18 protein-coding genes are annotated in these 26080 nt (G+C 44.6%); 4 read left to right on the forward strand and 14 right to left on the reverse strand.

Annotated elements, in window-relative coordinates:
- Positions 1-23: 23 nt before the first annotated feature.
- Positions 24-914, forward strand: coding sequence for a class I SAM-dependent methyltransferase (locus ACKI5J_RS01175; RefSeq protein WP_407425662.1), 891 nt, complete (start codon positions 24-26; stop codon positions 912-914).
- A 202-nt stretch (positions 915-1116) separates the two neighbouring features.
- Here ACKI5J_RS01175 and ACKI5J_RS01180 read toward each other — a convergent pair whose 3' ends face one another.
- The 11 genes from ACKI5J_RS01180 to ACKI5J_RS01230 form a co-directional block, all read right to left on the reverse strand.
- Positions 1117-2544, reverse strand: coding sequence for a RagB/SusD family nutrient uptake outer membrane protein (locus tag ACKI5J_RS01180; RefSeq protein ID WP_407425664.1), 1428 nt, complete (start codon positions 2542-2544; stop codon positions 1117-1119).
- A gap of 19 nt (positions 2545-2563) precedes the next feature.
- On the reverse strand, positions 2564-5725 hold the full coding sequence (locus tag ACKI5J_RS01185) for a SusC/RagA family TonB-linked outer membrane protein (RefSeq protein ID WP_407425666.1): 3162 nt from the start codon (positions 5723-5725) through the stop codon (positions 2564-2566).
- 263 nt (positions 5726-5988) lie between these two features.
- Positions 5989-7470 (reverse strand): FGGY family carbohydrate kinase, encoded by a 1482-nt coding sequence (locus ACKI5J_RS01190; protein ID WP_407425668.1) that lies wholly within the window; start codon positions 7468-7470, stop codon positions 5989-5991.
- Positions 7470-8444: an ABC transporter permease gene (locus tag ACKI5J_RS01195; protein WP_407425670.1), complete on the reverse strand. Its 975-nt coding sequence runs from the start codon at positions 8442-8444 to the stop codon at positions 7470-7472. Before ACKI5J_RS01195 ends, ACKI5J_RS01190 begins: the two co-directional genes overlap by 1 nt.
- An 8-nt stretch (positions 8445-8452) precedes the next feature.
- Positions 8453-9955: a sugar ABC transporter ATP-binding protein gene (locus tag ACKI5J_RS01200; protein ID WP_407425672.1), complete on the reverse strand. Its 1503-nt coding sequence runs from the start codon at positions 9953-9955 to the stop codon at positions 8453-8455.
- A 10-nt stretch (positions 9956-9965) separates the two neighbouring features.
- On the reverse strand, positions 9966-10595 hold the full coding sequence (locus ACKI5J_RS01205; RefSeq protein WP_407425674.1) for a DUF2291 domain-containing protein: 630 nt from the start codon (positions 10593-10595) through the stop codon (positions 9966-9968).
- Positions 10596-10598: 3 nt separating this feature from the next.
- Entirely contained in the window at positions 10599-11534 is a 936-nt protein-coding gene (locus ACKI5J_RS01210) for a D-ribose ABC transporter substrate-binding protein (protein WP_407425676.1), read from the reverse strand.
- Between the two features lie 61 nt (positions 11535-11595).
- Positions 11596-12570, reverse strand: coding sequence for a transketolase family protein (locus tag ACKI5J_RS01215; protein WP_407425678.1), 975 nt, complete (start codon positions 12568-12570; stop codon positions 11596-11598).
- Between the two features lies 1 nt (position 12571).
- Positions 12572-13396 (reverse strand): transketolase, encoded by an 825-nt coding sequence (locus tag ACKI5J_RS01220; protein ID WP_407425680.1) that lies wholly within the window; start codon positions 13394-13396, stop codon positions 12572-12574.
- Between the two features lie 19 nt (positions 13397-13415).
- Positions 13416-14822: an L-fucose/L-arabinose isomerase family protein gene (locus ACKI5J_RS01225; protein WP_407425682.1), complete on the reverse strand. Its 1407-nt coding sequence runs from the start codon at positions 14820-14822 to the stop codon at positions 13416-13418.
- A 5-nt stretch (positions 14823-14827) separates the two neighbouring features.
- A complete protein-coding gene (locus ACKI5J_RS01230) occupies positions 14828-15592 on the reverse strand; it encodes a DeoR/GlpR family DNA-binding transcription regulator (RefSeq protein WP_407425684.1) in 765 nt (254 codons plus the stop codon).
- Positions 15593-15913: 321 nt separating this feature from the next.
- Here ACKI5J_RS01230 and ACKI5J_RS01235 point away from each other — a divergent pair, with 321 nt between their 5' ends.
- Entirely contained in the window at positions 15914-16948 is a 1035-nt protein-coding gene (locus ACKI5J_RS01235; RefSeq protein ID WP_407425712.1) for a hypothetical protein, read from the forward strand.
- A gap of 48 nt (positions 16949-16996) precedes the next feature.
- The gene (gene msrA, locus ACKI5J_RS01240; protein ID WP_407425686.1) at positions 16997-17539 is read left to right on the forward strand and encodes a peptide-methionine (S)-S-oxide reductase MsrA; all 543 of its coding nucleotides are present in this window, start codon (positions 16997-16999) and stop codon (positions 17537-17539) included.
- A gap of 56 nt (positions 17540-17595) precedes the next feature.
- Here msrA and ACKI5J_RS01245 read toward each other — a convergent pair whose 3' ends face one another.
- Both ACKI5J_RS01245 and ACKI5J_RS01250 read right to left on the reverse strand, forming a co-directional pair.
- Entirely contained in the window at positions 17596-20331 is a 2736-nt protein-coding gene (locus tag ACKI5J_RS01245; protein ID WP_407425688.1) for a DNA gyrase/topoisomerase IV subunit A, read from the reverse strand.
- A 136-nt stretch (positions 20332-20467) separates the two neighbouring features.
- Positions 20468-23029 (reverse strand): ATP-dependent Clp protease ATP-binding subunit, encoded by a 2562-nt coding sequence (locus ACKI5J_RS01250; protein WP_407425690.1) that lies wholly within the window; start codon positions 23027-23029, stop codon positions 20468-20470.
- A 187-nt stretch (positions 23030-23216) separates the two neighbouring features.
- Here ACKI5J_RS01250 and ettA point away from each other — a divergent pair, with 187 nt between their 5' ends.
- Positions 23217-24899, forward strand: coding sequence for an energy-dependent translational throttle protein EttA (ettA, locus tag ACKI5J_RS01255; RefSeq protein ID WP_407425692.1), 1683 nt, complete (start codon positions 23217-23219; stop codon positions 24897-24899).
- A gap of 39 nt (positions 24900-24938) precedes the next feature.
- On the opposite strand, the gene ACKI5J_RS01260 is transcribed toward ettA, so the two are convergent.
- Positions 24939-26000, reverse strand: a complete 1062-nt coding sequence (locus tag ACKI5J_RS01260) for a metallophosphoesterase (protein WP_407425694.1) — start codon at positions 25998-26000, stop codon at positions 24939-24941.
- Between the last annotated feature and the right edge of the window lie 80 nt (positions 26001-26080).

Genomic DNA, 26080 nt, shown 5'->3' on the forward strand with positions numbered 1-26080 from the left:
GGAATAAATCCCCACACATTAGCATGATTGCATTACTTACACCTGCGCACTGGAAAGACTACGAACTTATTGACTGCGGAAACTTTGAAAAACTTGAAAGATTCGGAAACATAGTTCTTATCCGTCCGGAGCCTCAGGCTGTATGGTCTAAGCAACTCCCGGAGTCTGAATGGCAAAAGAGGCACGACATAAGGTTTAAAGGCCGGTCTGCCACCTCAGGTGAATGGGTGAGAAAAAACACGAAGGCGCCTGATCGCTGGCATATCACATATAAAAATACAGACATTGAAATTAAATTTCGGCTTGGACTGACGTCCTTTAAGCATGTCGGTATCTTCCCCGAGCAGGCGGTTAACTGGGATTATATTTCAGAGACTGTTAAAAAATTTGAAACCCCTCAGCCTAAAGTATTGAACCTTTTCGCCTATACAGGCGGTGCTTCCCTTGCGGCAAAAGCGGCCGGTGCGGACGTCACACACGTCGATTCAATCAAACAGGTTGTTACCTGGGCTAATGAAAATCAGGAAATTTCTGGCCTTAAGGATATTCGCTGGGTAGTAGAAGACGCATTAAAGTTTGTGAAGCGGGAGATAAAAAGAGGAAGAAAATATAACGGGATAATACTGGACCCACCAGCGTACGGTCATGGCCCTAATGGTGAAAAGTGGAAGCTGGAAGACCATATCCTGGAAATGATGAATGACGTTGCAAATCTTTTAGATGAGGAAGAACATTTCATGATCTTAAATACTTACTCCCTTGGCTTTTCATCTGTCATTGTCGAAAATCTTATAAAGGACGTTATCAAGAAGCCCTCAAACCTCGAAAGTGGCGAACTGTATTTGCAGGCCACTGCCGGCAGCAAGCTGCCATTGGGCGTTTTTGGAAAACTGAGAAAGTTCAAAGAACAATAAGAACCACCGAAACATCGGCTTTAATTCAAACAAGACTTATCCATCTCTCTGGTGAACCTATTTCGTCACTTCCTGTAGCTACAAGAGGTGGTATACAAAAAAAGGTAACCTTACTAGTTGGCTTTGCAACTAGTAAGGTTACCTTCAGATTCGAGCAATTAATCGGTGTTTATAGCTATTCTATTCTAACAGATCTTTCGGATTATAGCCCTGAATACGCTGAATTCTGAGTTATCTTGGGATTCTGTTGTATCACATTCTGAGGTATTGGCAGCACTAACTGTCCTTCATTCTGTATTGGCTTTGTTCTTTTCACTACATCTAAAGCTCTCTTTGTCCTCTTCAGATCAAACAGCCTATGAAATTCAAGCGCTAATTCAACCCTTCTCTCGTGTTCAAGTGCTAACGCTAGAGTTGGATATTTCGCGGTCGGGTAACCAGCAGAGCCAAATGCAGCCAAGCCTGCTCTGGCACGCACTTCATTTAAATACTTGGGATCATTGGTGGCCTCTGACAGCATCAGTAAAACATCCGCGTAGCGCAACACAACAAAGTTGTTATTGCTTAGTTCCCTACCATTAGGTGCAGGCGCTGTCTTGTCCACCCATTTATTTTGAAATTTGATCGGAATGAATGTTCCATTCTTGTTTGTGTATCCGGTTGAGATCGACACATCCCTTCGCACATCGCCTTCTTCATACTCATTATAAAGATCGTCTGTAACCTGGTTCATTCCGCCGCCAAACAGCGTCAGCACGAAGTTTTCTGTAGGAGCAAACTCTGTCCAGTAATTACTGTAAGGATTGCCCGCACCTCCTTTGTACTGAATTTCAAATACAGATTCGCTGGTATTTTTAATCGTTGCTCCCCATAGCTGGGCATACTGAGGAACCAATCTGTATTTTCCGTAAACCTCAGACAACACCTCCGCTGCCTCTGTTTTCCTGTCTAATGTCAGATATACCTTGCCGAGCACTGCCTGGGCCGCATATTTTGTAGCCTTTCCTGGTGTTGATGTAACAGCTGCCGGCAAGGGCAGATATTGAGAAGCATAGTTTAGGTCTGCAATTATCTGGGCGTAGACATCTGTTACCGGTGAGCGTACTACATCATAACTCTCGGCAGCAGACAAAGCCTTCGTTACCAAGGGGATATCTCCCCACATCTGAACCATGTTAAAGTAGTATAATCCTCTCAGGAACATCATCTGCGCTTTTACCGACTCTTTAAATGCATTATCAAGCGCTGCGCTTTCTATTTTGTCCAGGACTATATTAACATTGTATAAGGCTTTATAGCTTTCTTGCCAGAAACGATATACTTCTGTATTCGAAGGAGTTAGACTAAAGTTTTTAAATGCAACTCGGTCTGCCTGAATTCCAGCCACGTTATATAATGTAGCGTTATCAGACATTTGCTCAGCAAAGTAAGACACACCGCTGGCAGGAGCATAAAATGTATACAGCGTTGCATAAGCCGCATTTACGGCAAGCTCAAAATCCTGTGTCGTCTTATAGAAATTTGCAGCATTTGAATTTGATATTGGCGCCATATCCAATGATTTCTGGCAGCTTGACGTGATAGTTCCTAAGAATATCAATACAAGTATTTTGCTTATATTCAGTTTCATCTTCTTCTGTGTTATAAATTTAAAAATCAAACTTGGCTCCGAAGGTTATGATCCGGGGATTGGGATAAGAACCGTAATCCACACCTAGAAACGCACCTGACGGCACACTGACGGAAGAGCTGGCCGAAGGCACTGCATTTGAATAAATATTCGAATAGGAAGTGGAGTTGTATGTTGTATTTTCGGGGTCGTAGTTCAAATACTTACTCCATAAGTACACGTTCTCCGCATTCATAAAAACACGTATTCCTTTCACAGGTGACTTAACGAACAGCTTTGAAGGCAGGGCATAAGAAACGCGAATATTTCTCAGTCTCACGAATGTAGCATCTTCAACCCAGTACGATGAGAACTTTTCCTGGTACCCTTTAGGTGAAATAGTTGGCTTGAAATGTTTTCCGTCTCCGGGGTCAGCTTCAGACTTCCAGTAATTAGCGACCTCTGCATAAGCGTTTCTTCCTCCATTCCAGATACCATTATAGCGAATAAGCTGATTGGTGATTTCCCCACCAAACGAACCCTGAAGCATAAACGACATTTCGAAACCTTTATATGAAAATGAATTCGTCAGTCCGGCTATAAAATCCGGTTGAATATTACCGATGGTAGTCCTGTCGGCCTCCGTGATTTTTCCGTCTCCGTCTACATCCCTTACTCTGGGATCACCAGGAGTAGTGACTCCATCCCCCCTTGCCGGACCTGCATCGATCTCCGCCTGATTCATATAGACACCATCGAAGATGTATCCATAAAAATTAGATATGGGCTGTCCAACTTCGGTTTTGACTTGAACAACGTAATCTGTGTAGATCAATGGCGCATTTCCAGGACCTAATTGCAATACCTTATTTCTATTGAGCGAGACGTTAAAATCAGTTGTCCAGTTAAATTTTCCAACTATATTTTTTGTACTCAGGCTTGCCTCAAAACCTTTGTTTCTGAGCTTTCCGATATTGGTAAGTTGTGTTGAAAAGCCCGTTATATCAGGAACAGGAACGTTAAGCAACAAATCATTGGTAGTGGAATTGTAATATTCAGCACTTACATTGATACGGTTCTTAAACAGGCCGAGCTCGAACCCGGTATTAAACATATTGGTTTTCTCCCATTTGAGGTCTGGATTTTCAATGTTCGTAACATTCAGTCCGTTCGCTAGATTGTCACCATATACGTAATTTGACGACCCAAGAAGTCCGATGGGTCCATAATTAGGTATTTGATTATTACCTGAGACACCGTAGCTCGCTTTAAACTTGAGGTTGCTTACCGCTGTAACATCACTCATAAACTCCTCATCGGATACCAACCAACCGGCAGAAATTGAAGGGAAGTAACCAAACTGGTTATTTTTACCAAATCTGGAACTACCATCGCGTCGGATAACCCCAGAAAGAAAGTATTTGTCTTTGAAATTATAGTTTAACCGTCCCAGATACGACAAAAGTCCCCATTCGTATGCCAGTGTTGTACCAGAATTTACGGTTCCAGCATTCAGTGTAGGCACCAAATCATTGGGGAAATTCCCCGCACCAACAGCCATGTACTCATCTCGTTGCTGCTGGTAAGTAAAACCCAGTAATGCACTCAGATTATGATCCCCCAACTTTCTGTCATAATTAAGTGTATTCTCAGTCAGCCAGTTAAACATAAATCTCGAATTTGCACTCCCTTGTGCAGGTAGAGCAGAAGAATAGCCAAATTTCTGGTCCTTGTTCCAGAAGAAATTGAAACGTGTATTTAATAAGTTCGCGTTGATACTGCTTCTGAACTTCAAACCTTCAGTGATCCTGTACTCCGCGAAAGCGGTTCCCAGCGTTGTGAACGACTTATTTTGCTTGTCGGCCTCTCTGGTCAGGGAGTATGGGTGCCATAGTTGCAAGTCCGTGTACTGCGCAAACCTGTACCACTCTGAATTTGGATCTTTGAAACCTAAGTTTCCATTTTCGTTATAAAGCGGAAAGATAGGGTCGCTCTGCAAACCTAAACTTACGACATCACTTTTACCTTCTATACCGTCAGTACGATCATATAGCGCTGTCAATCCCAGGTTAAGGCCTACAGATACTTTCTCTGAAATCTTCTGTTTAATGTTCGAGCGGACAGTAAGCCTTTTGTAATAGTTATTGTCCATAACTGCTTCCTGATCGAGGTAAGCACCGGAGAACAAAAACTGCGTTTTTTCAGAACCTCCGGAAACAGATACCTGCGCATTATGAGAAGCGGCCTTCCTAAACATAACGTCTTGCCAGTCTGTTCCTTTCCCCAATTTCGCCCTTAAGGCTGGATCTGTGAAATCAACCGGGATCTTGTAAATGGTTGGCCTTACTTCATTAGGGCTGCTGATGTCGCCGCCCGCAGCTAAGTAAGCGTTGTTATGCGCATCTATGTAATACTGAATGAACTGCTGCGCATCCATCATATCAACCCGGCGGGTAACCTCCTGCGTTCCGTACTCATAGTTGGCATTAACTTGCGTTTCACCCACTTTTCCGAGCTTAGTTGTTACCAGCACTACGCCATTGGAACCACGAGATCCGTAGATAGCAGCAGAAGAGGCATCTTTTAATACTTCGACAGACTGGATATCTTGCGGATTTATGTTGTTTAGATTAAAGTTTTCGATAGGTAAACCGTCTACAACATATAAAGGATTTGTTCCGGCAGTGATGGAACTGGTACCCCGGATACGTATATTCGGACTTTGTCCCGGCGCTCCCTGAGACTGGGTAATATTCACTCCCGGTAACTGACCTGCAAGCGCTTGCGTAACGTTTGTTACCGAGCGATCCTTAAAGTTGTCGTAATTAACTGACGCAACAGAACCTGTTACCGCTCTCCTGCTCTGTGTTCCATAACCCACCACGACGACTTCGTTTAAACTCTTCGATTCAGGCACAAGTCGTATCTCTAAACTTGAGCGACTGCCTGCGTTAATTTCCTGGGGTTTGTATCCAATATAAGATACAGAAAGGACAACGTTCTCTCCAGGTTGAACGTTCAGGACAAAGCGACCCTGAGCGTCAGAACTTACTCCTCTGTTAGAACCCTTGATTTTCAGGCTCACGCCAATCAGAGATTCCCCATCCTCAGCACTTAAAACCCTCCCTGTGATCTGCCGCGTCTGGGCCTGCAGAGAAAATGTAAGGATGATTGCATAAAACAGTAATGCGATTTGTTTCATAATGAATATTGGTTAGCGCATGAAAACATGCAATTGGAAAATTGGTTAGCTTCTTTTCTCTGACAGACAAATAATGACAGAATCAAAGAATAAACTAAAATATAAAAAGTAAATGAAAATCAAAGACAAACAATAGAAGTATTTTTTTTATCCAAACCGATTAAAAAAAGAGATAAATAGAAAATAATCGCAGACATGACTGCACAGCAGATCATCCCTGTGATCAATTCAGATCTCAGGAAGTTCGCCTGTCATAAATGTTTCTAGCCGGCGATAGCCGCCTTCCAACCGGCGTAGGCCCTAGAAATTGCTACGCGATTTTTTGTTGGGTAGTTAGCTGCCGATTTTTTATTCAGAGAGGCTAACTGGTCCAGATCGCGGTACAAGCCGCATTCTAATCCTGCCAGATAGGCTGCACCCAGAGCGGAGACGTCAGGCATACCTTTAGTCGCAACCTCTTTGTTAAGCAGATCAGCCAAAAACTGTAGAACAAAGCCATTGGCCGTAATTCCTCCGTTAACCATCAGCTCCTGGAGCTCTACTCCTGTGTCTTCTTCCATCGCCGTAATTACATCCATAATCTGGTATGGAATAGATTCGAGGGCAGCCCTGATGATATGGCTTTTGCCCACACCAAACGTAAGGCCATTTATTGATGCCTTTCTGTTCATCTGCCAATAAGGAGCGCCCAGCCCACTAAACGCCGGAATCAAATAAACACCATTACTATCCGCTACGGAATTTGCGAAATCTTCCGTTTGCTTGAGATCATTAAATAAAAGGAGCTCATTCTTGAGCCATTCCAAAGTCGCACCACAGGATACAATAACACCTTCCAGTGCATATTTAACTTCGGTATTCGTACTCCAGCAGATAGTTGTGATCATGCCATTACCAGAGATTCTCGGCTGGGAACCAATATTCATCAGGATAGAACACCCGGTTCCCAGTGTCGCTTTCGCCGATCCCGGAAGAAAGCACCCCTCACCGAATGCCGCCGCATGAGAATCACCGATCATGGAGCTGATGGGTATTTTCATCCCGGTAAGCCCCTCAAAGTCGGTTTCTCCAAATAAGGAAGACGACGGCCTGGGCTCCGGCAGATTTAACTTTGAGAGGCCGAAAGCCTCAAGTAGTTCGGCGTCCCATGTTAGGGTATGCAGGTTGAAAAACATCGTTCTCGATGCATTGGTGTAGTCGGTCTGATATCTAGCTCCTTTTGTCAGGCAGAATAACAACCAGGTATCAACAGTGCCAAAGTAAGCTTGTCCCTGATCCACAGCCTTTTTTATAACCTGATCATTTTCATATAGCCATATCAGCTTGCTGCCAGAAAAATAGGGGTCAATAATCAGCCCTGTCCTTTCGTTGATCATCTGCTCAAGTCCATCCTCCGCTAACCGCGCACAAACTCCAACTGATCGTTTACATTGCCACACCACAGCATTGTGTAAGGGATTTCCTGCAGCATCCCAAACCACAAAGGTTTCCCGCTGATTGGATATCCCACAGGCTTCGATCCCGGCAACAGATCCACCTGCGGCCAAAAAGGTGTTCACACAGTTCTTCACCGCTGTCAATACGTTCTCATAAATACCTTTTGGATCTTGTTCTACAAAGCCCTCACCAGAAAATATGCTCTTTAAAGGTTCAGTAGACTTACATACCACCTTACCTTGTTCGTCAAACAGAAGTACTTTTGTGCTGCTGGTACCCTGATCAATTGAAAGAATATACTTACCCATTATCTCGATTTTGCGTTTGATTTGTCAATTATAACTGCCAGCAGGATCACCATACCCTTAACTACCTGCTGCCAGAATGGAGATACATTCAGCAGAACAAGCCCATTATTCAGCACACCTATGATAATAGCTCCGAGTACCGTCCCCAATATTGTTCCTTTTCCACCTGAGAGTGAAGCGCCTCCTATCACCACGGCAGCAATAGAATCAAGTTCATAGCTAACGCCGGCATTAGGCTGAGCCGAGTCTAGTCGCGAGGTGACCATCATACCACCGATTGCTGCCAGCGCTCCTGCGATGGCGTAAACAATAATTTTTACTCTTCCAATATTTATCCCCGAGAGCCTCGACGCACTTTCATTACCACCGATAGCATAAATATATCTTCCAAGTCGTGTCTTATTGGTAATAATAACGGCAGCTACCACAACCAACGCCGATATCCAAACCGGCACGGGAACACCTAATAACCAACCAGTGCCTATATAGGCGAAGCTTTCTCCAAGGCCGGATATAGGATGTCCTTCTGTGTATAGTAACGTAAGTCCTCTCGCAATGGTCAGCATAGCTAAAGTTGCGACGAAAGGTGGTACATTGAACCGGGTAATCACCCAGCCGTTGAAGCCCCCTATAAAAGTACCACAAAGCAAACCCACAAGAATAGCGCCCAACAGCGTGAAGCCTATATAGAGATCCAGCGGCATTATTCCGATTCCATTACTCAGCAAACCGGCAGTTATAGCACCGCATAAAGCAAGTACCGAGCCTACCGACAAATCGATGCCTGCTGTTAGTACGATAAGCGTCATTCCTACAGAAATACACACATTAACGGAGATCTGCCTCATCACATTCCAGCCATTTGAAACGGTCAGGAACTTATCTGACAACAAACTGATTAACAAGCAAATAACAAACAGTGCAATCAGCGACTGAAACTTAATGAAATAGGGTTTATATAATCTTAGATTCATCGGCTCGTTTATATTGATTTTGGAATAGCTGCTTGGAGAATATTCTCCTCTGTTGCATCATCGATCGGTATTTGGGCGGTCACATTTCCTTCGGAGAGAACCATAACGCGATCCGAGACAGCCAGTATCTCAGGTAACTCTGAAGACACCATTATTATGCCCAGTCCCTGACCAGTAAGGTCAAGCATGAGTTTATAGATTTCGTTTTTCGCATTTATGTCTATACCCCTCGTCGGTTCGTCGAGTAGCAGAATCTTTGGATGAGTGGCCAGCCATTTTGCAATCACGATCTTCTGCTGATTGCCGCCGCTTAACGAACCAGCTGTCTGTTTACCAGAAGAAGCCTTAATCTTCAAATCACTGCGATACTTATCGCAAAGCTGCGTCTCCTTCCCCATATGCAGTAGGCCTAACACCTCCCTGTCTTTCAAAGTCGTAATAGCGATATTTTTCTGAACATCCAGCCCTAATACCAAGCCATCTTTCTTTCGATCTTCCGGCACCAGCGCCAGCCCCGCCTTGATCGCTTCTATGGAGGAACTGTACGAATAAGCCTTTCCCCCAATACGGATATTCCCGCTGGTATGTTTCGGATGCTGACCAAATATAGCTTCGAGCAATTCCGTTCTTCCGGCTCCCATAAGGCCAAAAACACCTAAAATCTCTCCCTTATTCAGACAGAAAGATATATCATTCAACAGATACTCCCCACTCCGCTCCGGGTTTTTGAGGTAAAGGTTCTGAACCTCAAGAAGCTCACAATCCTGTGCCTTACTAGTTCGGTTACGAACGAGACGAACCTCCCTCCCAACCATTTTCTGGATGATGTCATTGGTTTGTACATCTTTCATTCTACCCGATTCAATCAACTTTCCATCCCGAAGAACAACATATCGGTCGGCGATCTTAAAGAGCTCATCAAGCTTATGAGAGATGTAAACAATCGCCTTATTCTCGTTTCTGAGATCATCGATTATTTCAAACAACACCTTCACCTCATTATCACTTATCGCTGATGTCGGCTCATCCATGATAATCACTTCAGATTCCGTCAGCAACGCCTTCGCGATTTCAACAACCTGCTGCTGGCCGACTTTTAAATCTACTACCAGGGTATCAGGATCAAGGTTCAGCTTCAGCCTTTTAAGCAATTCCTGCGTTTTCAAACGCATAGCTTTTTTGTCCAATCCCCCCCATGTGGTAAGTTCCCGCCCTAAAAAAATATTTTCTGTAATGCTCAGATAAGGAATCAGGTTAAGCTCCTGGTGGATAATAGCAATCCCGCATTCCTGCGCATGTTTCGGACTGCTAAAATTTACCAGCTCCCCCCTTAACAAAACACGGCCTTCATAGTCAGCATAAACACCCGAGAGTATCTTCATCAATGTAGACTTTCCAGCACCGTTCTCGCCTACTATTGCCGTCACCTCGCCGGCATGAATCTCAAGGTTTATACCGTCAAGCGCCGCAACGCCTGAGAAATGCTTACTTATATTTTCAACTACTAGCATCAGATTCTGATTATTTGACTATTTGCAATTGAACCGGCGTCACCTCCATATCATCAAGCTTCAGGAACCTGCTGTTCAACTCAACGGCACCTGTAAAGCGAACCACATCGCCCTTCTTTGCTCTTTTCTTGAAAGGCGGGAGAACTTCCTTCCGAATTATTTTATTTAAGCCTGCAGACACCTCGTTAAACTCAGAGGTATTTTTAAAGGCATTCATGTTAAGCAATCCCGAAGCATCTCTGACGGAGTTTCCATAGACAAGCTCCGTTTCAATGCGCAGTTTAAAACTTCCATCACCTCTCCCGATAAGCAGCTCAACATTATTATCATTAACCGCCGTAATCTGCCCCTCTCCTTTCACCATAAAATACTGTAGATTTCCAATACCCAGCGCATGTGCATGTTCTGCGAAAGCCTTTTCGGGCTGCGTTTTGATCAGTGCTACCAGCTCTTTAACATCGATAGCACTTTCAATTGAAGAAGGTAATTTGTTGTCCCAGAAATCTCTGGTATACGCTTCCATATCTGTATCATTCCCCGACTCCGCCTTTCTTACCTCACTTAGCTTCTGAAAGTATACCGAATGATAGCCAACGAACAAAAGGGCTGCTACCGCTATAATATATTTAAAAATCCTCATAGCCTATTTCGAAAGATAATTTTTGATATTAGCTGAAGTGACCAGCTCCACTGCGACAGGGACCTTCTGCGGGAAATCTCGTTTGCCGTTAAAGTATTCCTGAGCATAAATGGCGGCTGTCTCTGCCATTATTTTTGGATACTGCATTCCTGTTGCCTTTATCTTTCCGGCTTCAACAGACTGGAGGACGTCATCTGCCCCATCAAAGCCAAATACCTGTACATGATCCGATTTTCCGGCAGCCACCAAAGCCTGATAAGCCCCCATTGCCATGGCATCATTGCCACAGAAAACGCCATCTATATCCGGATTGGCTTGCAAAACAGACTCCATCACCTCCATGGCCTTATTTCGATCGAAATCTGCACTATGTTGAGCAACCATTTTTAATTCAGGAAAGTCATCAACCACACTATGAAAGCCCTTAGATCTGGCCCATGTATTGTTATCTCCTACAAGCCCCAATATCTCCACATACTTCCCCTTCTTGTTTAGCTGCTTCACAAAATACTTACCCATGGCAATGCATCCGGAGTAGCTGTCTGATAAGATCTGCGAAGTGGCCACCGTTGTAGAGTTCACCTCCCTGTCCATGCAAAAAACAGGCACATCTGCGGTTTTAGCTTTTGATATATTGGTTATGGAGCCGTCGGCATCAGTGGGATTAAACAAGATGGCATCAAAACCAGATGTTATTGCGTTTTCAAAATGATCAGCTTCAAGCGCTGTGTTATTTTGAGAGTCGAATACCTTCGCCTCGTATCCTAACTCACCTGCTTTTTTTGCCGCCGTTTCTGCGAGCACAACAAACCATGGATTATTTAGCGTAGAAACGATTATTGCAATCTTTTTAGGTTGATCAGGAGCCGCCCTATTCGTGCAGGCATTAATAGACATGCACCAGAGCAGCAGAAAGAAAATGCAAGTTTTCCTCGTCATATTATAATTGGTTAAATAGGTTAATTGCTTCAGACAATTATCTGAAACCAGAAAACTCAGGTCATTTCAATAAAGTTAAAGCGGTCAAAGTAATACCCTCTCCGGAGATCCCATAATGATTGAATATATCATTTTGAGAGCCTGTCACCGTATATTCATCCGGAATACCCATGATCTTGAATCGATTGGAGAAACCATTCTCCATCAAAAACGAAGCGCATGCTTCTCCAAGACCCCCGTAAACACTATGTTCCTCAACAGTGATAATGGGTACCCCCCGTTTGGCCATCGTGGAGATAAGTTCATAATCAAGTGGCTTAACCGTATGCATACTCACAACAGCAACCCCGAACCGATGCTCAGCCTGCAGCCTTTCCGCTGCCTCGAACGCAGGATAAACGGCCTCTCCGGTTGCAATAATAACCAGATCTTCACCCTCACGAATAACCCGGCCTTTTCCGAACTCGAAAGCTTGCTCGCCCACCGACGGGAGATGTGGCATATTCTTCTTCCCGAAGCGTAAATAAACGGGCTTATCCAAAGCAGCAGCATGCTTTATAGCCTGCTCCGTCTCAAAGTTATCGGCAGGAGCCACTATTATCAGATTGTTGACAGCTCGCAACGCTGCGAAATCGTGCAGACTGTGATGGGTAGAACCCAGCGCACCATAACTTACCCCAGCACTGATGCCTATCAAATTGACAGCGTTATCTGAATAAGCTACGTCGTTTTTTATCTGCTCGAAAGACCTCGCAGTAAGAAAGCAGGCCGGTGAAACGGCAAATACCTTTTTGCCCGTCGACGCAATTCCTGCTGCAACGCCCACAAGATTTTGTTCTGCTATGCCAATTTCAACCAGCTGTTCAGGAAACCGGGTTCCAAAAGGAACAAGTTTCCCCGAGCCTCTTGAGTCACTCGTTACTACAATGATATCTTTGTCGCTTTCAGCCAAAGCTTGCAGCGTATTAGAAAAAGCCTCCAAATTCGCCAATCCGGCAGCCTGCGTCACGCTTTTAATTTCTTCCAATGCTCCCATATTAAATTATTTCCAATGCCTGATCCAGCTCGCTCTGCGCTGCCAGATACTGATCTTCTCCAGGCACGCCATGATGCCATTTGATCTGATCCTCCATATAACTTATACCCTTACCCTTCACTGTGTGCGCAATAATCAGGCTTGGCTTTCCGGCCTCAAACGGCAGACTGGCAAAAGCTTCGAGTAACTGTGCGTAATCATGCCCGTCTACCTCCCGAACAGCCCAACCAAAGCTTTCAAACTTCTTGTCAATCGGATCTGTATTACATACGTCTATAGTACGGCCCGAGATCTGTAGCTTATTATTGTCTATAATCGCGCAGAGATTATCGAGCTTGTAGTGAGACGCTGTTAAGGCTGCCTCCCAGTTAGAGCCTTCGGGAAGTTCACCGTCACCAAGCAACGTAAAAACACGATAAGCTTTCTGGTCCAACCGGGCAGCGATAGCGTTACCGACACTAAGCGAAAGACCATGGCCCAGAGCTCCTGTATTCTGTTCAACGCCATGAACTTTTCTGGTTGGATGACCTATATAGTGCGACTTGTATTGACACAAGGTTTCCAGATCTTTCTCTGGGAAAAACCCCTTATCAGCAAGCACAACATAAAGTGCTTCCACGCAATGTCCCTTGCTCTGTATATATCTGTCGCGATCCGGAGAGTGAAAGCCTTCCGGCGATACGTTCAAAACCGAATTATAGAGTACATTGAGAATATCAATACATGATAAACTTCCTCCTGTATGTCCTGCCTTTGCCCCGTAGATATACTTCAGGATCTTCTTCCGATATTCTACCGACTTCCTTTTCAGTTCTTTCTCTGTCATAATATGGAATTTAAACCTACTAGTGCTCGTAAATCTCCCAGCCGAGGTAGTTGCCGAATGCTTCCTTCAATATCCCGGCGGTCTTAGAGGCGTTCATTACCACATGGTGCTCAAACCCGTTTCTGCAGACGTATTGCATCAATCCCTGCAAATTATTAATCTGAGCAACCGCCCTGTTCCCGAAGGTGTTCAGTGCATCATCCGTAAGCTGACCTTCCCCAAAATAAGCTTTAATAACACCTCGTGTGTCATCTGTGCTGATCCTGCCGAAAGTCAGAGGCATAGCCGGTGTGCGGCCTGAAAGTGCGCCATACGTATTCTCTACTCCTACAGTAGTTCCCAGAATTGGCGCAGTGCTTATTTCAATATCAGGCAAGAACGACTTCGCCCAGTTACCACAATGAAATAGCACGCATTTGTCTTCATCTGAAGCATAATTATTATTCCAGTCTACCAGCGCGCTTGGTGAGCCAGAAGCTAGCTGCATGGCATACATGGTAAGCGTTCCCGTCACATCTACCTCGCAGGCACTAGGCAACATATTCTCGCTCATCATACTCATACTCGTACATACATTGCACCCGTAGTTCTTTTGCAAGGATGTCCAGCATTGAATGGCTGACGCATCAAGTGCGTTGTCATTCATAAACCTGTTAAGAACAACATCCAGCTTTGCTATCTGAATCAATGCCTCCGATGGGGCCGATCCCGTAGGCGTGTAACTGGCAATGCGCTCAAGATGATCCTTTACAACCTGGTCATCTTTCGTCAATTTATTAGCGTCTCCTAATATCTCAGACAGATCTACCGTCACGACCGATATCCCCTGGCGCTGCAATATCTTTTCGCTATACCTGACAGTATTGAAGCCTCCGGGCCGGGCGCCCACTGCACCGATACGGGCGTTACGAAGTCCTTTCACAACACGACAAACTCCTAAAAAGTCACTAAGGTCCTGCGTAAACGAGGGGTCTGAAGGGCTTACCACATGTTTAGTAGTAAGTGTATACTTAATTCCGAACTGATACAGGTTATTGCATACGGATATCTTACCACACCACGAGTCTCTGCGTCTCGCCAAATCCAGCTTATCCAGATCGTCGGGATATGCCTGGATAAGTACCGGCACATTAAGCCCGGATAACTTAAGCGTTTCCGCCACTCCCCTCTCATCTCCGAAATTCGGAAGCACTACCAGTACTCCCATTATTTCATCCTTATGTCTTTTAAACAGATCGGCACACTTGCGGGCATCGTTAAATGTCTCTACTCCACCCAACTTGGTTTCCCACTCTTCCAACAAGATCGGCCTGATGTTCAACTTTTCCAGTATTTCCAGGATCTCAATGCGTGCATCGGCAACCAGTCGGTCTGGAAAAAAATCCCGGTTGCCTATTATTACTCCTAAACTAATTGGTTCTTTCATTTTGGTTAGCTTGCTATAATTAACTCGATATCGTTGTCGCTAAATAAATTTTTATACTTTTCTTCAATTCCACCATCAGTAATAATGTAGTTGATCAGGGAAAGTGCGCCCAGACTGGCGAAAGAACTCTTCCCGATTTTGGTTGAATCAGCTACCAGATAAGTAGTATCCGCAGCATTGATCATCGCCTTTTTAACAACCAGATCACTGATACTTGGATAAGTGAGCCCTGCTTTTAAGGAAATCCCGGCGGTGGCCAAAAACAGCTTTTGAACATTCAGCCCCGTAAAAAAATCTGCCGCCTTCTGCCCGGTAAGCGAAAGCGTAGGTGGCTTAAACTCTCCGCCGGTCATAATCACCTCAATACCCGGTTCGGCGCCAAGCATTAACGCAATATTAAGCGCATTGGTAATAACTGTCAGGTTTTTTATTCCTTTGAGTTTCTTTGCAATCTCAGTAGTAGTCGATCCGGAATCCAGAATGATGGTATCACCACTTTCAATATACTCCAGACATTTATTTGCAATAAGTTCCTTCTTATCCAGATTATCCTGATTACTGAGCGAAAAAGTCTTCACCTGGTCTTCTACATTTTTCAAAAATGCCCCCCCATGCTCTCGCATCACCAAACCGTCCTTCTCCAGCTTTTCAAGGTCCTGCCGGATCGTTACTTCTGTCACCTTAAAAAGTTTAGCGAGATTGATCACCTTTGCAGAACCATCTTCCTTTAATAGTTCCAGAATTTTATCTCTTCTTTGGTTAGCGAGCATAGCCGTTCGTTTTATATTCTCACATTCGATGAATCTTCCATCGAGGTACAACCAAAAATACAAAACAATAATTAAAAAACGAAACAAATCGAAACCATTAGAAGAAAATAAACTTCGTTTGATTGACGTACACCATCACGTATTAGCTGCAAGAATGTCGAAGTCAATATTTCCACCCATGACAACTTTAAGCGTATAATACTATATAAGAACCTGTGCCCCGAGGGTTCTTCCAACCGATATAAGTCAATGATGAGCAGAACGGATCGGCTTTGTTAAATCTTTTGATTAATTTGCCCCAAAATATTATTTAATCTGATGATCAAAAGGTACTCCATTTTACTATTAGTTACAGCGGGAATTTTTACACTAGGATGTAGTGAAACAAAGAGCAACAGCAATAACAAGAGGACGCCCTCCCCAACCACTTCTGACGTGGCAGCAGGACAAGAAGAAGCACCGGTCACTTCTGCATTAGATACTGCTGCTTATAATCTTAAAAACAAAGAACTCGCAAATGGAGACACATCGGGATACTGGCCTGTCAAAAATCAGCCCTATCCATTGGAGGGAGCAATCCTTCCTTTTAAGCGTGTTGTAGCCTATTATGGTAATCTCTATTCAAAGAGAATGGGCATACTTGGCGAATACGAACCTAAAGAGATGCTTTCACGGCTTAATGTAGAAGTAAAGAAATGGGAAAAGGCTGATCCGAAAACTCCTGTACAGCCTGCCTTACATTATATTGCAGTAGTGGCGCAGGGCGATGGAGGTAAAGACGGGAAATACCGCTTCAGAATGCCTGAGAAACATATCGACTCCGTGATCAATATGGCTAAAACGATAAACGCGATAGTTTTTCTTGATATTCAGGTATCACTCAGCACTATTCAGGATGAACTTCCACTGCTCGAAAAATACCTCAGGCTTCCCAATGTCCACTTAGGTATCGACCCGGAATTTTCAATGAAAACAGGAGCGAAACCGGGCTCAAGAATCGGAACCTATGATGCTGCAGACATCAACTATTGTTCTCAATACCTTGCCAAACTGGTTAAGGAAAATAATCTTCCGCCAAAGATCTTCGTTATACACCGTTTTACACGCAAGATGGTTACTAACACCAAGGACATCAAGCTTCGTCCGGAGGTACAAGTAGTCATGCACATGGACGGATGGGGCGAGCCGGAATTAAAGAAGGGCACATACCGCCACTTCATATTCCCTGAGCCAGTTCAGTTCGCGGGCTTCAAAATATTTTATAAAAATGACCTGAAAAAAGCACCTAACAGGCTGATGACTCCTGAAGATCTTCTGAAGCTTAAGCCTCAGCCCGTATACATCCAGTACCAATAAAAATACAAAGGTTTTTAAACCATGTAACTGTATATCTGTTTATTAAATATGGCACTAGAACAAGCAACATTTGGCGCCGGGTGTTTTTGGTGTACCGAGGCGGTGTTTCAAAATTTGAAAGGCGTCTCAGCATGCACGTCAGGCTATATGGGTGGTCAGGTAACAAATCCCACTTATGATGATGTGTGTGGCGGTGATACGGGACATGCGGAAGTAATACAAGTAGACTTTGACCCTGAAGTCATCAGTTATGATGAACTCCTTCTCGTCTTTTTCAAAACGCATTCACCTACGACCTTAAACCGTCAGGGAAATGACGTCGGGACGCAATATCGCTCGGTGATCTTCTATCATAACCAGGAGCAGAAAAAGGCGGCCGAAAAAATGATAGATGAACTTACCAAGCAGAACGTTTTCGATAAGCCGATAGTAACGGAGATTGCACCGGTATCAGCGTTTTATAAAGCAGAAGATTATCATCAAAATTTCTTCTCAACTAACCCCAACAAAGCGTACTGCGTCTTTGTCATACAGCCAAAGCTCGACAAGTTTACTAAAGAGTTCAAAGAAAAGCTGAAAGAGCATTCATAAGGCCAGCCCATATAAAGACAAAAGCCGTCAGCAAATTGCGACGGCTTTTGTCTTTACTAGAACAGGCCTAGCTGTCCCTTGTCATCTATATCGTCAGGGTTGGTTATTTCCAGTTTAACGTCTTTTGACTTTTTCTTATACTCCTGATCTGCCGTTGGGACTTCCGGAGAGGAATTCGCTTCGGGACTGTGCTGGGCAACTTCCTTCTCCGCCTCGTCATCTATTTTTTCAGCCTCTACTACATCCTCCAGAGAGGTATCCGGAACAGGATCCGGTACATCTTCTTCATCATCGTGTTCGGCAATCAGCTGGATATCCTTGATATCGTATTGAGACAGCTTGTTCCCCTGAGCTTTCATTCCTTTTACATCGATAACATCCGCCAGATTCAGCTCAATATGCTCAGGCGTCTGGTTCTTACCTTTTAAGATTTCCACCGTCACAACAGGCTGTGCCGCTCCCGATATAAGTCTAAGCTTAGATCCCGGTTCTTCACTAATAATACTTACCGTTTTACCGATTGAAATGTCGTCAAACGTAAAGCGCTTAACATAATAATTCTTCGATTTTCCGTCAAAATGAACCACTGTATACACCTTATCCGCATCGTATTTCTCTATGAGAAGCATCTTGTCATCAAAGTGATTGGTCAGATCGAACGACGTAAGCTCATAAATACCTGAGGCCATCACTGTCAGGATCTTATCAGGTCCGTCAAATTCACCCAGGTATTGACCTCTTCCGTCTACGTTCAGTCGCTTCAGAATATCATCGTACCAGATCTTACGGCCCGACAAGGTCGAAATCCCTTTCGTCTTGAGCAAGACTTTTCGAATCGGATAACGTGTTACAATATTACCCATTGAGCTGCGCCCCTTAATGGCTATATCCGCGAAGTTGATTTCAAGCTGTAATTTCTTCAGCTTGGAATGAGGTTTTAGCTGAATAGTAACCACTTCAGCCTCACCGTTCGGATTGGCCGTAAAATACAACAACTTAGAACCTTTGGTACCTTTCGTAAGGTCATATTCCTTATCACGTGTAACGCCGAGAACCGCAAACCGCTTGATATACGATGTTCCGCTTTCTCCGTCCTTATAAATCATGTTATATATCGTACGCTCGTCTCCCTTTTTGAACACCGCAACGTGTTCAATATCCTTACCCACAAACACCTTCTCCTGCACCTTGGTTACCAGGAAGGCTCCGGACTTGCGAAAAACAATAATTTCATCCAGGTCAGAACAATCACATACGAATTCATCCTTTTTAAGTCCCGACCCAATAAAGCCATCCTCCCTGTTCACATACAGCTTCACATTGGCCAAAGCCACTTGCGACGCCTCAACACGGTCAAATGTACGTAGTTCGGTCTTCCGTTCTCTGCCTTTGCCATACTTTTCCCTGATGCGCTCAAACCATGCAATAGCGTAGTCGGTGAGATGCTTCAGATGATGACTCACTTCCTTGATACCGGCATTAAGAGCCTTCAACTGATCGTCCGCCTTCTTTACATCGAACCGGGTAATACTGCTCATCGGTTTGTCGATAAGCTTCTTATAATCTTCCGGCAGAATCACACGATAAAATTGCGGAAAGAACGGCTCAAAAAGGTCGTTCAACACTTGAACTACTCCCTCAAACGTACCAGAATTCTCATACCGGGGATGTTTATACATACCCTCCTGTATAAATATCTTTAGCAGTAATCCGAAAAATATTTTTTCTTTCAGTTCGAGCAAACGAATTTCAAGCTCCCGTTTCAACAGGTTCCGGGTATTCTGCGTATTCTCAATAAGAATATCGTTTACACTTAAAAAATGAGGTTTGTCGTCACGAATAACACAGGTATTCGGTGATATCGATACTTCACAGTCTGTAAACGCATAAAGCGCATCGATGGTAACGTCGGGAGAAATTCCCGGAGCCAGTTGCACGATAATCTCGACGTTTTGAGCGGTATTATCTTCAATACGTTTGATCTTTATCTTGCCTTTATCGTTTGCCGATATGATGCTATCGATTAAGCTCCCGGTAGTGGTAGAAAAAGGAATCTCCGTAATAGCGAGTGTCTTCTTATCCCGCTCCTCTATTTTAGCCCGCACCCGCACCCTTCCACCGCGCTGTCCCTCATTATAATTGGAACAGTCGGCCATCCCTGCCGTTGGAAAATCCGGGAGCAAATCAGGTCTCTTCCCCTGGAGCACCCCTATAGACGCGTCAATAAGCTCAATAAAGTTATGAGGCAGAATCTTCGTTGCAAGCCCTACCGCAATCCCCTCTGCACCTTGTGCAAGAAGGAGTGGAAACTTTACAGGGAGGGTAATCGGTTCCTGGTTTCTTCCATCATAACTGGCTTGCCATTCGGTAGTATCCGGATTAAAGACCACTTCATTAGCAAACTTGGACAGCCTCCCCTCTATATACCGTGGAGCAGCGGCCGAGTCTCCTGTCATAGGATCACCCCAGTTACCCTGCATATCAATCAGCAGGTTCTTCTGACCTATCTGTACCATGGCATCACCAATCGATGCATCACCGTGGGGGTGATATTTCATTGTATTCCCAATGACATTCGCCGCCTTGTTAAAACGGCCGTCATCCATTTCTTTAAGTGAATGCAGTATGCGTCTTTGAACAGGTTTAAAGCCGTCGTTAATGTGCGGAACAGCCCTATCAAGAATTACATAGGATGCGTAGTCAAGAAACCAATTTTCATATAAGCCGTTAATGAGTGTAGCATTTTGTAATTTATCTTCATTCTCATTCGTGTTATTTGATTCGTCGCTCATTCTATTAATAAAGATCTCTGGAATGCCGTAAAGATAACAGTTTTAATTTAAACAGCCCCGAAGCAAGCACCCGCAGGCTGGTCTGAAAATAAAAAAACCCGGTGCAGGCACCGGGTTTTTCACTTCATATAAAGAACTACTCTTCAGTAGAGTTCTTGTCGCCTTCAGGCAGCTGTGGCTCTTTCTTCTTCTTGGAAGGAGTTACCTTCGGCGCTATCGTAATAGCATCCGTTTCTTTGTTATAATCCACCTCCATGATCTGACCTTCAGCCAGCTCGCCCTTAAGGATCTCCTCGGCAATAGGATCTTCTAAGTACTTTTGGATAGCTCTCTTAAGCGGACGGGCGCCGAATTGCGAATCATAACCCTTTTCAGAGATAAATTCTTTAGCTCCATCAGTAAGAGATATCTCATAACCCAGCGCATTAATTCTGGAGAACAGAGACGCCAGCTCAATATCGATGATCTTGAAGATGTTTTCTTTCGACAGCGAGTTGAATACGATCACATCATCAATACGGTTTAAGAATTCCGGCGCAAACGCACGCTTCAACGCATTTTCGATAACACCTCTGGAGTGCGTATCAGCCTGTGAAGACTTAGCGTTAGTAGTAAAACCAACACCTTGACCAAAATCCTTCAACTGTCTGGCACCGATATTCGATGTCATAATAATGATGGTATTACGGAAATCCACCTTACGACCCAAGCTATCGGTAAGCTGACCTTCATCCAACACCTGCAACAGGATATTGAACACGTCTGGGTGAGCTTTCTCAATCTCGTCAAGAAGTACTACAGAGTATGGCTTACGGCGAACTTTCTCAGTCAGCTGACCACCTTCTTCGTAACCTACATATCCCGGAGGCGCACCCACTAAACGGGATACGGCAAATTTCTCCATATACTCACTCATGTCGATCTGAATCAGTGAATCCTCACTGTCAAACATAAACCTGGCGAGTTCCTTAGCTAATTCCGTTTTACCAACCCCTGTCGGACCAAGGAAAATGAATGAACCGATAGGTTTCTTCGGATCTTTCAATCCTGCTCGTGTACGCTGAATAGCTTTCGTTAACTTTTTAATCGCATCGTCCTGTCCAATGATCCTTCCGGCCATCAGCTCAGGCATAGAAAGCAATTTCTGGCTATCTGTTTGTCCCACACGCTGAACAGGAATACCTGTCATCATCGAAACAACCTCAGCTACATTATCTTCCGAAACAGTATACCTCTTGGTTTTGGTTTCAGCCTCCCAGGCACCTTTCGCACGCTCAAGCTCTTCCAGCAAATGCTTTTCAGTATCACGAAGCTTAGCGGCTTCTTCGTATTTCTGGCTACGCACCACCCGGTTCTTTTCGACCTTGATCTCTTCTATCTTTTGCTCTATGTCAATGATCTCCTGAGGCACATGAATATTGGTCAGGTGCACCCTCGATCCGGCCTCATCCAACGCATCAATCGCCTTATCAGGCAAGAAGCGGTCGGTAATATACCTTGAAGTAAGACTAACACAGGCATTGATTGCCTCAGGTGTATAAGTCACACCATGGTGTTCCTCATATTTTTCTTTGATCCGGTTCAGGATTTCGATCGTTTCATCCGGAGTAGCCGGTTCAACCATCACCTTCTGGAACCGACGGTCTAAAGCACCATCTTTCTCGATGTACTGACGGTACTCATCCAGAGTAGTAGCACCCACACATTGAATTTCTCCACGTGCAAGAGCAGGTTTAAACATATTCGACGCATCCAGTGAGCCTGAAGCTCCTCCTGCCCCAACAATAGTATGAATCTCATCAATGAAAAGGATTACGTCCGGAGACTTTTCCAGTTCATTCATAACCGCTTTCATACGCTCTTCAAACTGCCCCCGGTATTTCGTTCCCGCAACCAAAGAAGCGAGATCCAGAGTAACGACACGTTTGTTAAATAACACACGTGAAACCTTACGCTGTACAATCCTCAGGGCCAGACCTTCCGCTATTGCAGATTTACCAACTCCCGGCTCCCCTATCAGAATAGGGTTGTTTTTCTTTCTCCGGGATAAAATTTGTGATACCCGTTCAATCTCCTTATCTCTTCCAACAATAGGATCGAGCTTGCCTTCCTCAGCGGCCTTGGTAAGATCACGGCCGAAGTTGTCCAGAACAGGAGTCTTTGACTTGATGTCCGATACTTTCTTAGGCTGACTGAATGAAGATTCCTCCTCCCGGAAGTCATCATCTCCCGCAGCAGAACCCGAGGCCTCATCTCTGAAACCATCTCTGTTCTGTTCTACCTCAGCCTTAAATATATCGTAATTGATGTTATACTGCATCAATATCTGCGATGCGATATTATCATCGTCCCTCAGAATGGATAACAACAAGTGCTCTGTACCAATCACATCACTCTTAAAGATTTTTGCCTCCAGATATGTGATTTTTAAAACTTTTTCAGCCTGCTTGGTCAAGGGAATATTTCCCAGATTTGCAGTAGTGCCAGAAGTTCCTTTAACCGCGTCTTCAATAGTCCTGCGCAACCGCGCGGTGTCTACAGCGAGTGATTTTAAAACTTTTATAGCCATACCATCTCCCTCACGGATTAGACCAAGCAACAAGTGCTCTGTACCGATGTAATCGTGCCCTAAGCGAAGAGCTTCCTCTCTGCTATACGAAATAACGTCTTTGACACGGGGTGAAAATTTAGCTTCCATTTAATAACCTTTCTACGTGTTGAACGCCCTAATGTATCAATTTGTTTGGTCAATACATACGGCGTGTTTGTAATAATTTAATCAACAATTACGCCAATTTTCAGAAATCGACCCTTATGCCTACAAGATAATAAAAAATTAGTCCGAAAGGCTCGGATTAACGATATTCGCAGATTATTAAGCAATAATGGCAGACGAAAAAATTATCTTTTCAATGGCTGGGGTGAATAAGATTTACCCTCCCCAGAAGCAGGTTCTTAAGAATATATATTTGTCCTTTTTCTATGGTGCTAAGATCGGTGTTATCGGTCTCAACGGGTCCGGAAAATCCTCCCTTCTGAAGATCATCGCCGGACTGGATAAATCCAATCAGGGCGAGGTGGTGTTCTCACCGGGATACAGTGTTGGCTATCTTGCTCAGGAGCCCGAGCTTGATCCTGAAAAGACGGTAAAGGAAGTAGTTATGGAAGGCGTTTCTGAAATTACCGCCATACTTAACGAATACGAGGAAATTAACGAAAAGTTTGGCCTTCCTGAGGTCTACGAGGATGCCGACGCCATGGACAAGCTGATGGCCAGACAAGGTGAACTTCAGGATCAGATCGATGCTGTTGGTGCATGGGAGCTAGACTCGAAGCTGGAACGTGCGATGGATGCCCTGAGAACACCGGATCCGGAAGCAAAAATTGCCAATTTGTCAGGTGGAGAGCGTAGAAGAGTAGCACTTTGTCGCCTTTTGCTTCAGGAACCCGATGTCCTTCTCCTTGATGAGCCAACCAATCACCTGGATGCCGAGTCGATCGACTGGCTTGAACAGCACTTAAAAAACTATAAGGGTACCGTTATTGCCGTTACGCACGACCGTTATTTCCTGGACAATGTCGCCGGCTGGATCCTGGAGCTCGACCGGGGGGAAGGGATTCCATGGAAAGGAAATTACTCTTCCTGGCTGGAACAAAAGTCGAAGAGGCTTGCTCAGGAAGAGAAAACAGAAAGCAAGCGTCAGAAAACGCTTGAGCGTGAGCTGGAATGGGCCCGTATGGCTCCTAAAGCACGCCATGCTAAATCTAAAGCCCGTCTGGCAAATTACGAAAAGATGGCTTCCGAGGAAACGAAAGAAAGGGAAGAAAAACTGGAGCTTTTTATCCCGCCGGGTCCACGTCTGGGTAACGTCGTAATTGAAGCCCAGAACGTAAGTAAGGCCTACGGTGATAAAATACTTTTCGATAATCTGAGCTTCTCTCTCCCTCCTGCGGGTATTGTAGGGATAATAGGACCGAATGGTGCTGGAAAAACTACGCTTTTCCGTCTGATCACCGGACAGGAAACTCCAGACAGCGGTACCTTCCGCGTGGGCGAAACCGTTGCACTTGGTTATGTTGACCAAATGCACAATGATCTTGACCCCGACAAATCAGTTTGGGAAAATATTACAGACGGACAGGAAACCATCTTACTCGGCAACAGGCCAGTTAACTCCCGGGCTTATGTGTCCAAGTTCAACTTTAATGGTGCAGACCAACAAAAGAAGATTGGAGTCATTTCGGGAGGTGAGCGTAACCGCGTACATCTCGCTATTACACTGAAGAAAGACTCCAACGTCTTGTTGCTCGATGAGCCAACCAATGACATTGACGTCAACACCCTTCGCGCCCTGGAAGAAGGCCTTGAGGGCTTTGCAGGATGCGCGGTGATCATTTCCCACGACAGGTGGTTCCTCGACAGGATCTGTACGCATATTCTCGCTTTCGAGGGCGAGTCACAGGTGTATTTCTTTGAAGGAAATTATAGCGATTACGAAGAGAACAAGAAGAAGAGGCTGGGCGACACAGGCCCTAAGCGGATTAAATACAAGAAGCTTAGTTCTTAGAAGATGAGGAGGCGGGTTTATTAACCCGCCTCCTCATATCTAAATGATCTGATTCTCATAAATCAGCTTCCCTCTTTCCAGCTTACCGCTTGTATCCAGTGCCCATGCGGATAGATACACTGAACCGTCTGTTTCAAACCGCATCTTGAAGAAGCCCTTACTCTTCTGACCAAACTTGAGATATTTTCCTGACTGTACCACATACTTCACTTTTGAGCCAGATCCGCTCACTACGAAGTGGTTCCTGTCTTTACGAATGTATTGAAGATTATGTTCATGCCCTGCCGCATAGATCAGATTACTATACCGCGCCAGGATTTCTTTCAGCTTTGCGCGAAGCTTGCGGTACCTTGGATGAGCTACATCTTCCCGCGCACCCAAAAACCTCCGATAAAGAGGGATGAGTGAACCCAGACCCGGCAACGGAATCCACGCATCCTGATCGTAAAGTGTCAGGGGAAAGATGTGGTGCTTCAACTTAAACTTGCCGCCGTGAATAGCATAGCTATAAACAGGATGATGACCGATCACCAGAAGATGCTTGCGGATATTCGCATCCAGAATGCCAATGAGTCTGTTGAAGAAATCGTCTTCTGATTCTATACCGTCATAACATTCTGAATCTAAGGAACGAACGCCCTTCTGCATCCACCACTGCGTATCAATGGCTACCACTGTAATATTATCATTAAGGTCAAAGGTTTCGGGACCGGGACAACCTCCTTTAGGAAACATAACCTTTTTACCAAAAAGCTTGTTCAGGTATTCATCTTGTCTCACGATGTACTCAAAACCATTGTCCCTGCCCTTATTCCAATCATGATTACCCGCAATAAAAGCCACCTCTCCATGATAGTCTCTCAATGCCTCGTAATGGCGGTTCAATATCGCTTCCGAATTTTTCCGAAGAATATTGCCAACAGGAGGAAGTCCCCTCGGGTACACATTGTCCCCCAAAAATAGCACCGCAGAAGGCTGCTGTTTATTCAAATGGCCGTTCAGCATACGCAACACCGGGTCAGGTCTCGAGATGGATATATCACCGGTATCACCGATCAGGAATATTTCATAAGGCGTATTGGAAGAGGTTTGAAGCAACATGTATTTGTAACACTCTTAAACTCCCTATTGTTGCGGCTAAAACAATTTTAAGAATTTTCCTGCAACAGATAAAGATCATT

It is taken from the genome of Arcticibacter sp. (assembly GCF_045629565.1).
In the GTDB taxonomy this organism is placed as follows: domain Bacteria; phylum Bacteroidota; class Bacteroidia; order Sphingobacteriales; family Sphingobacteriaceae; genus Arcticibacter.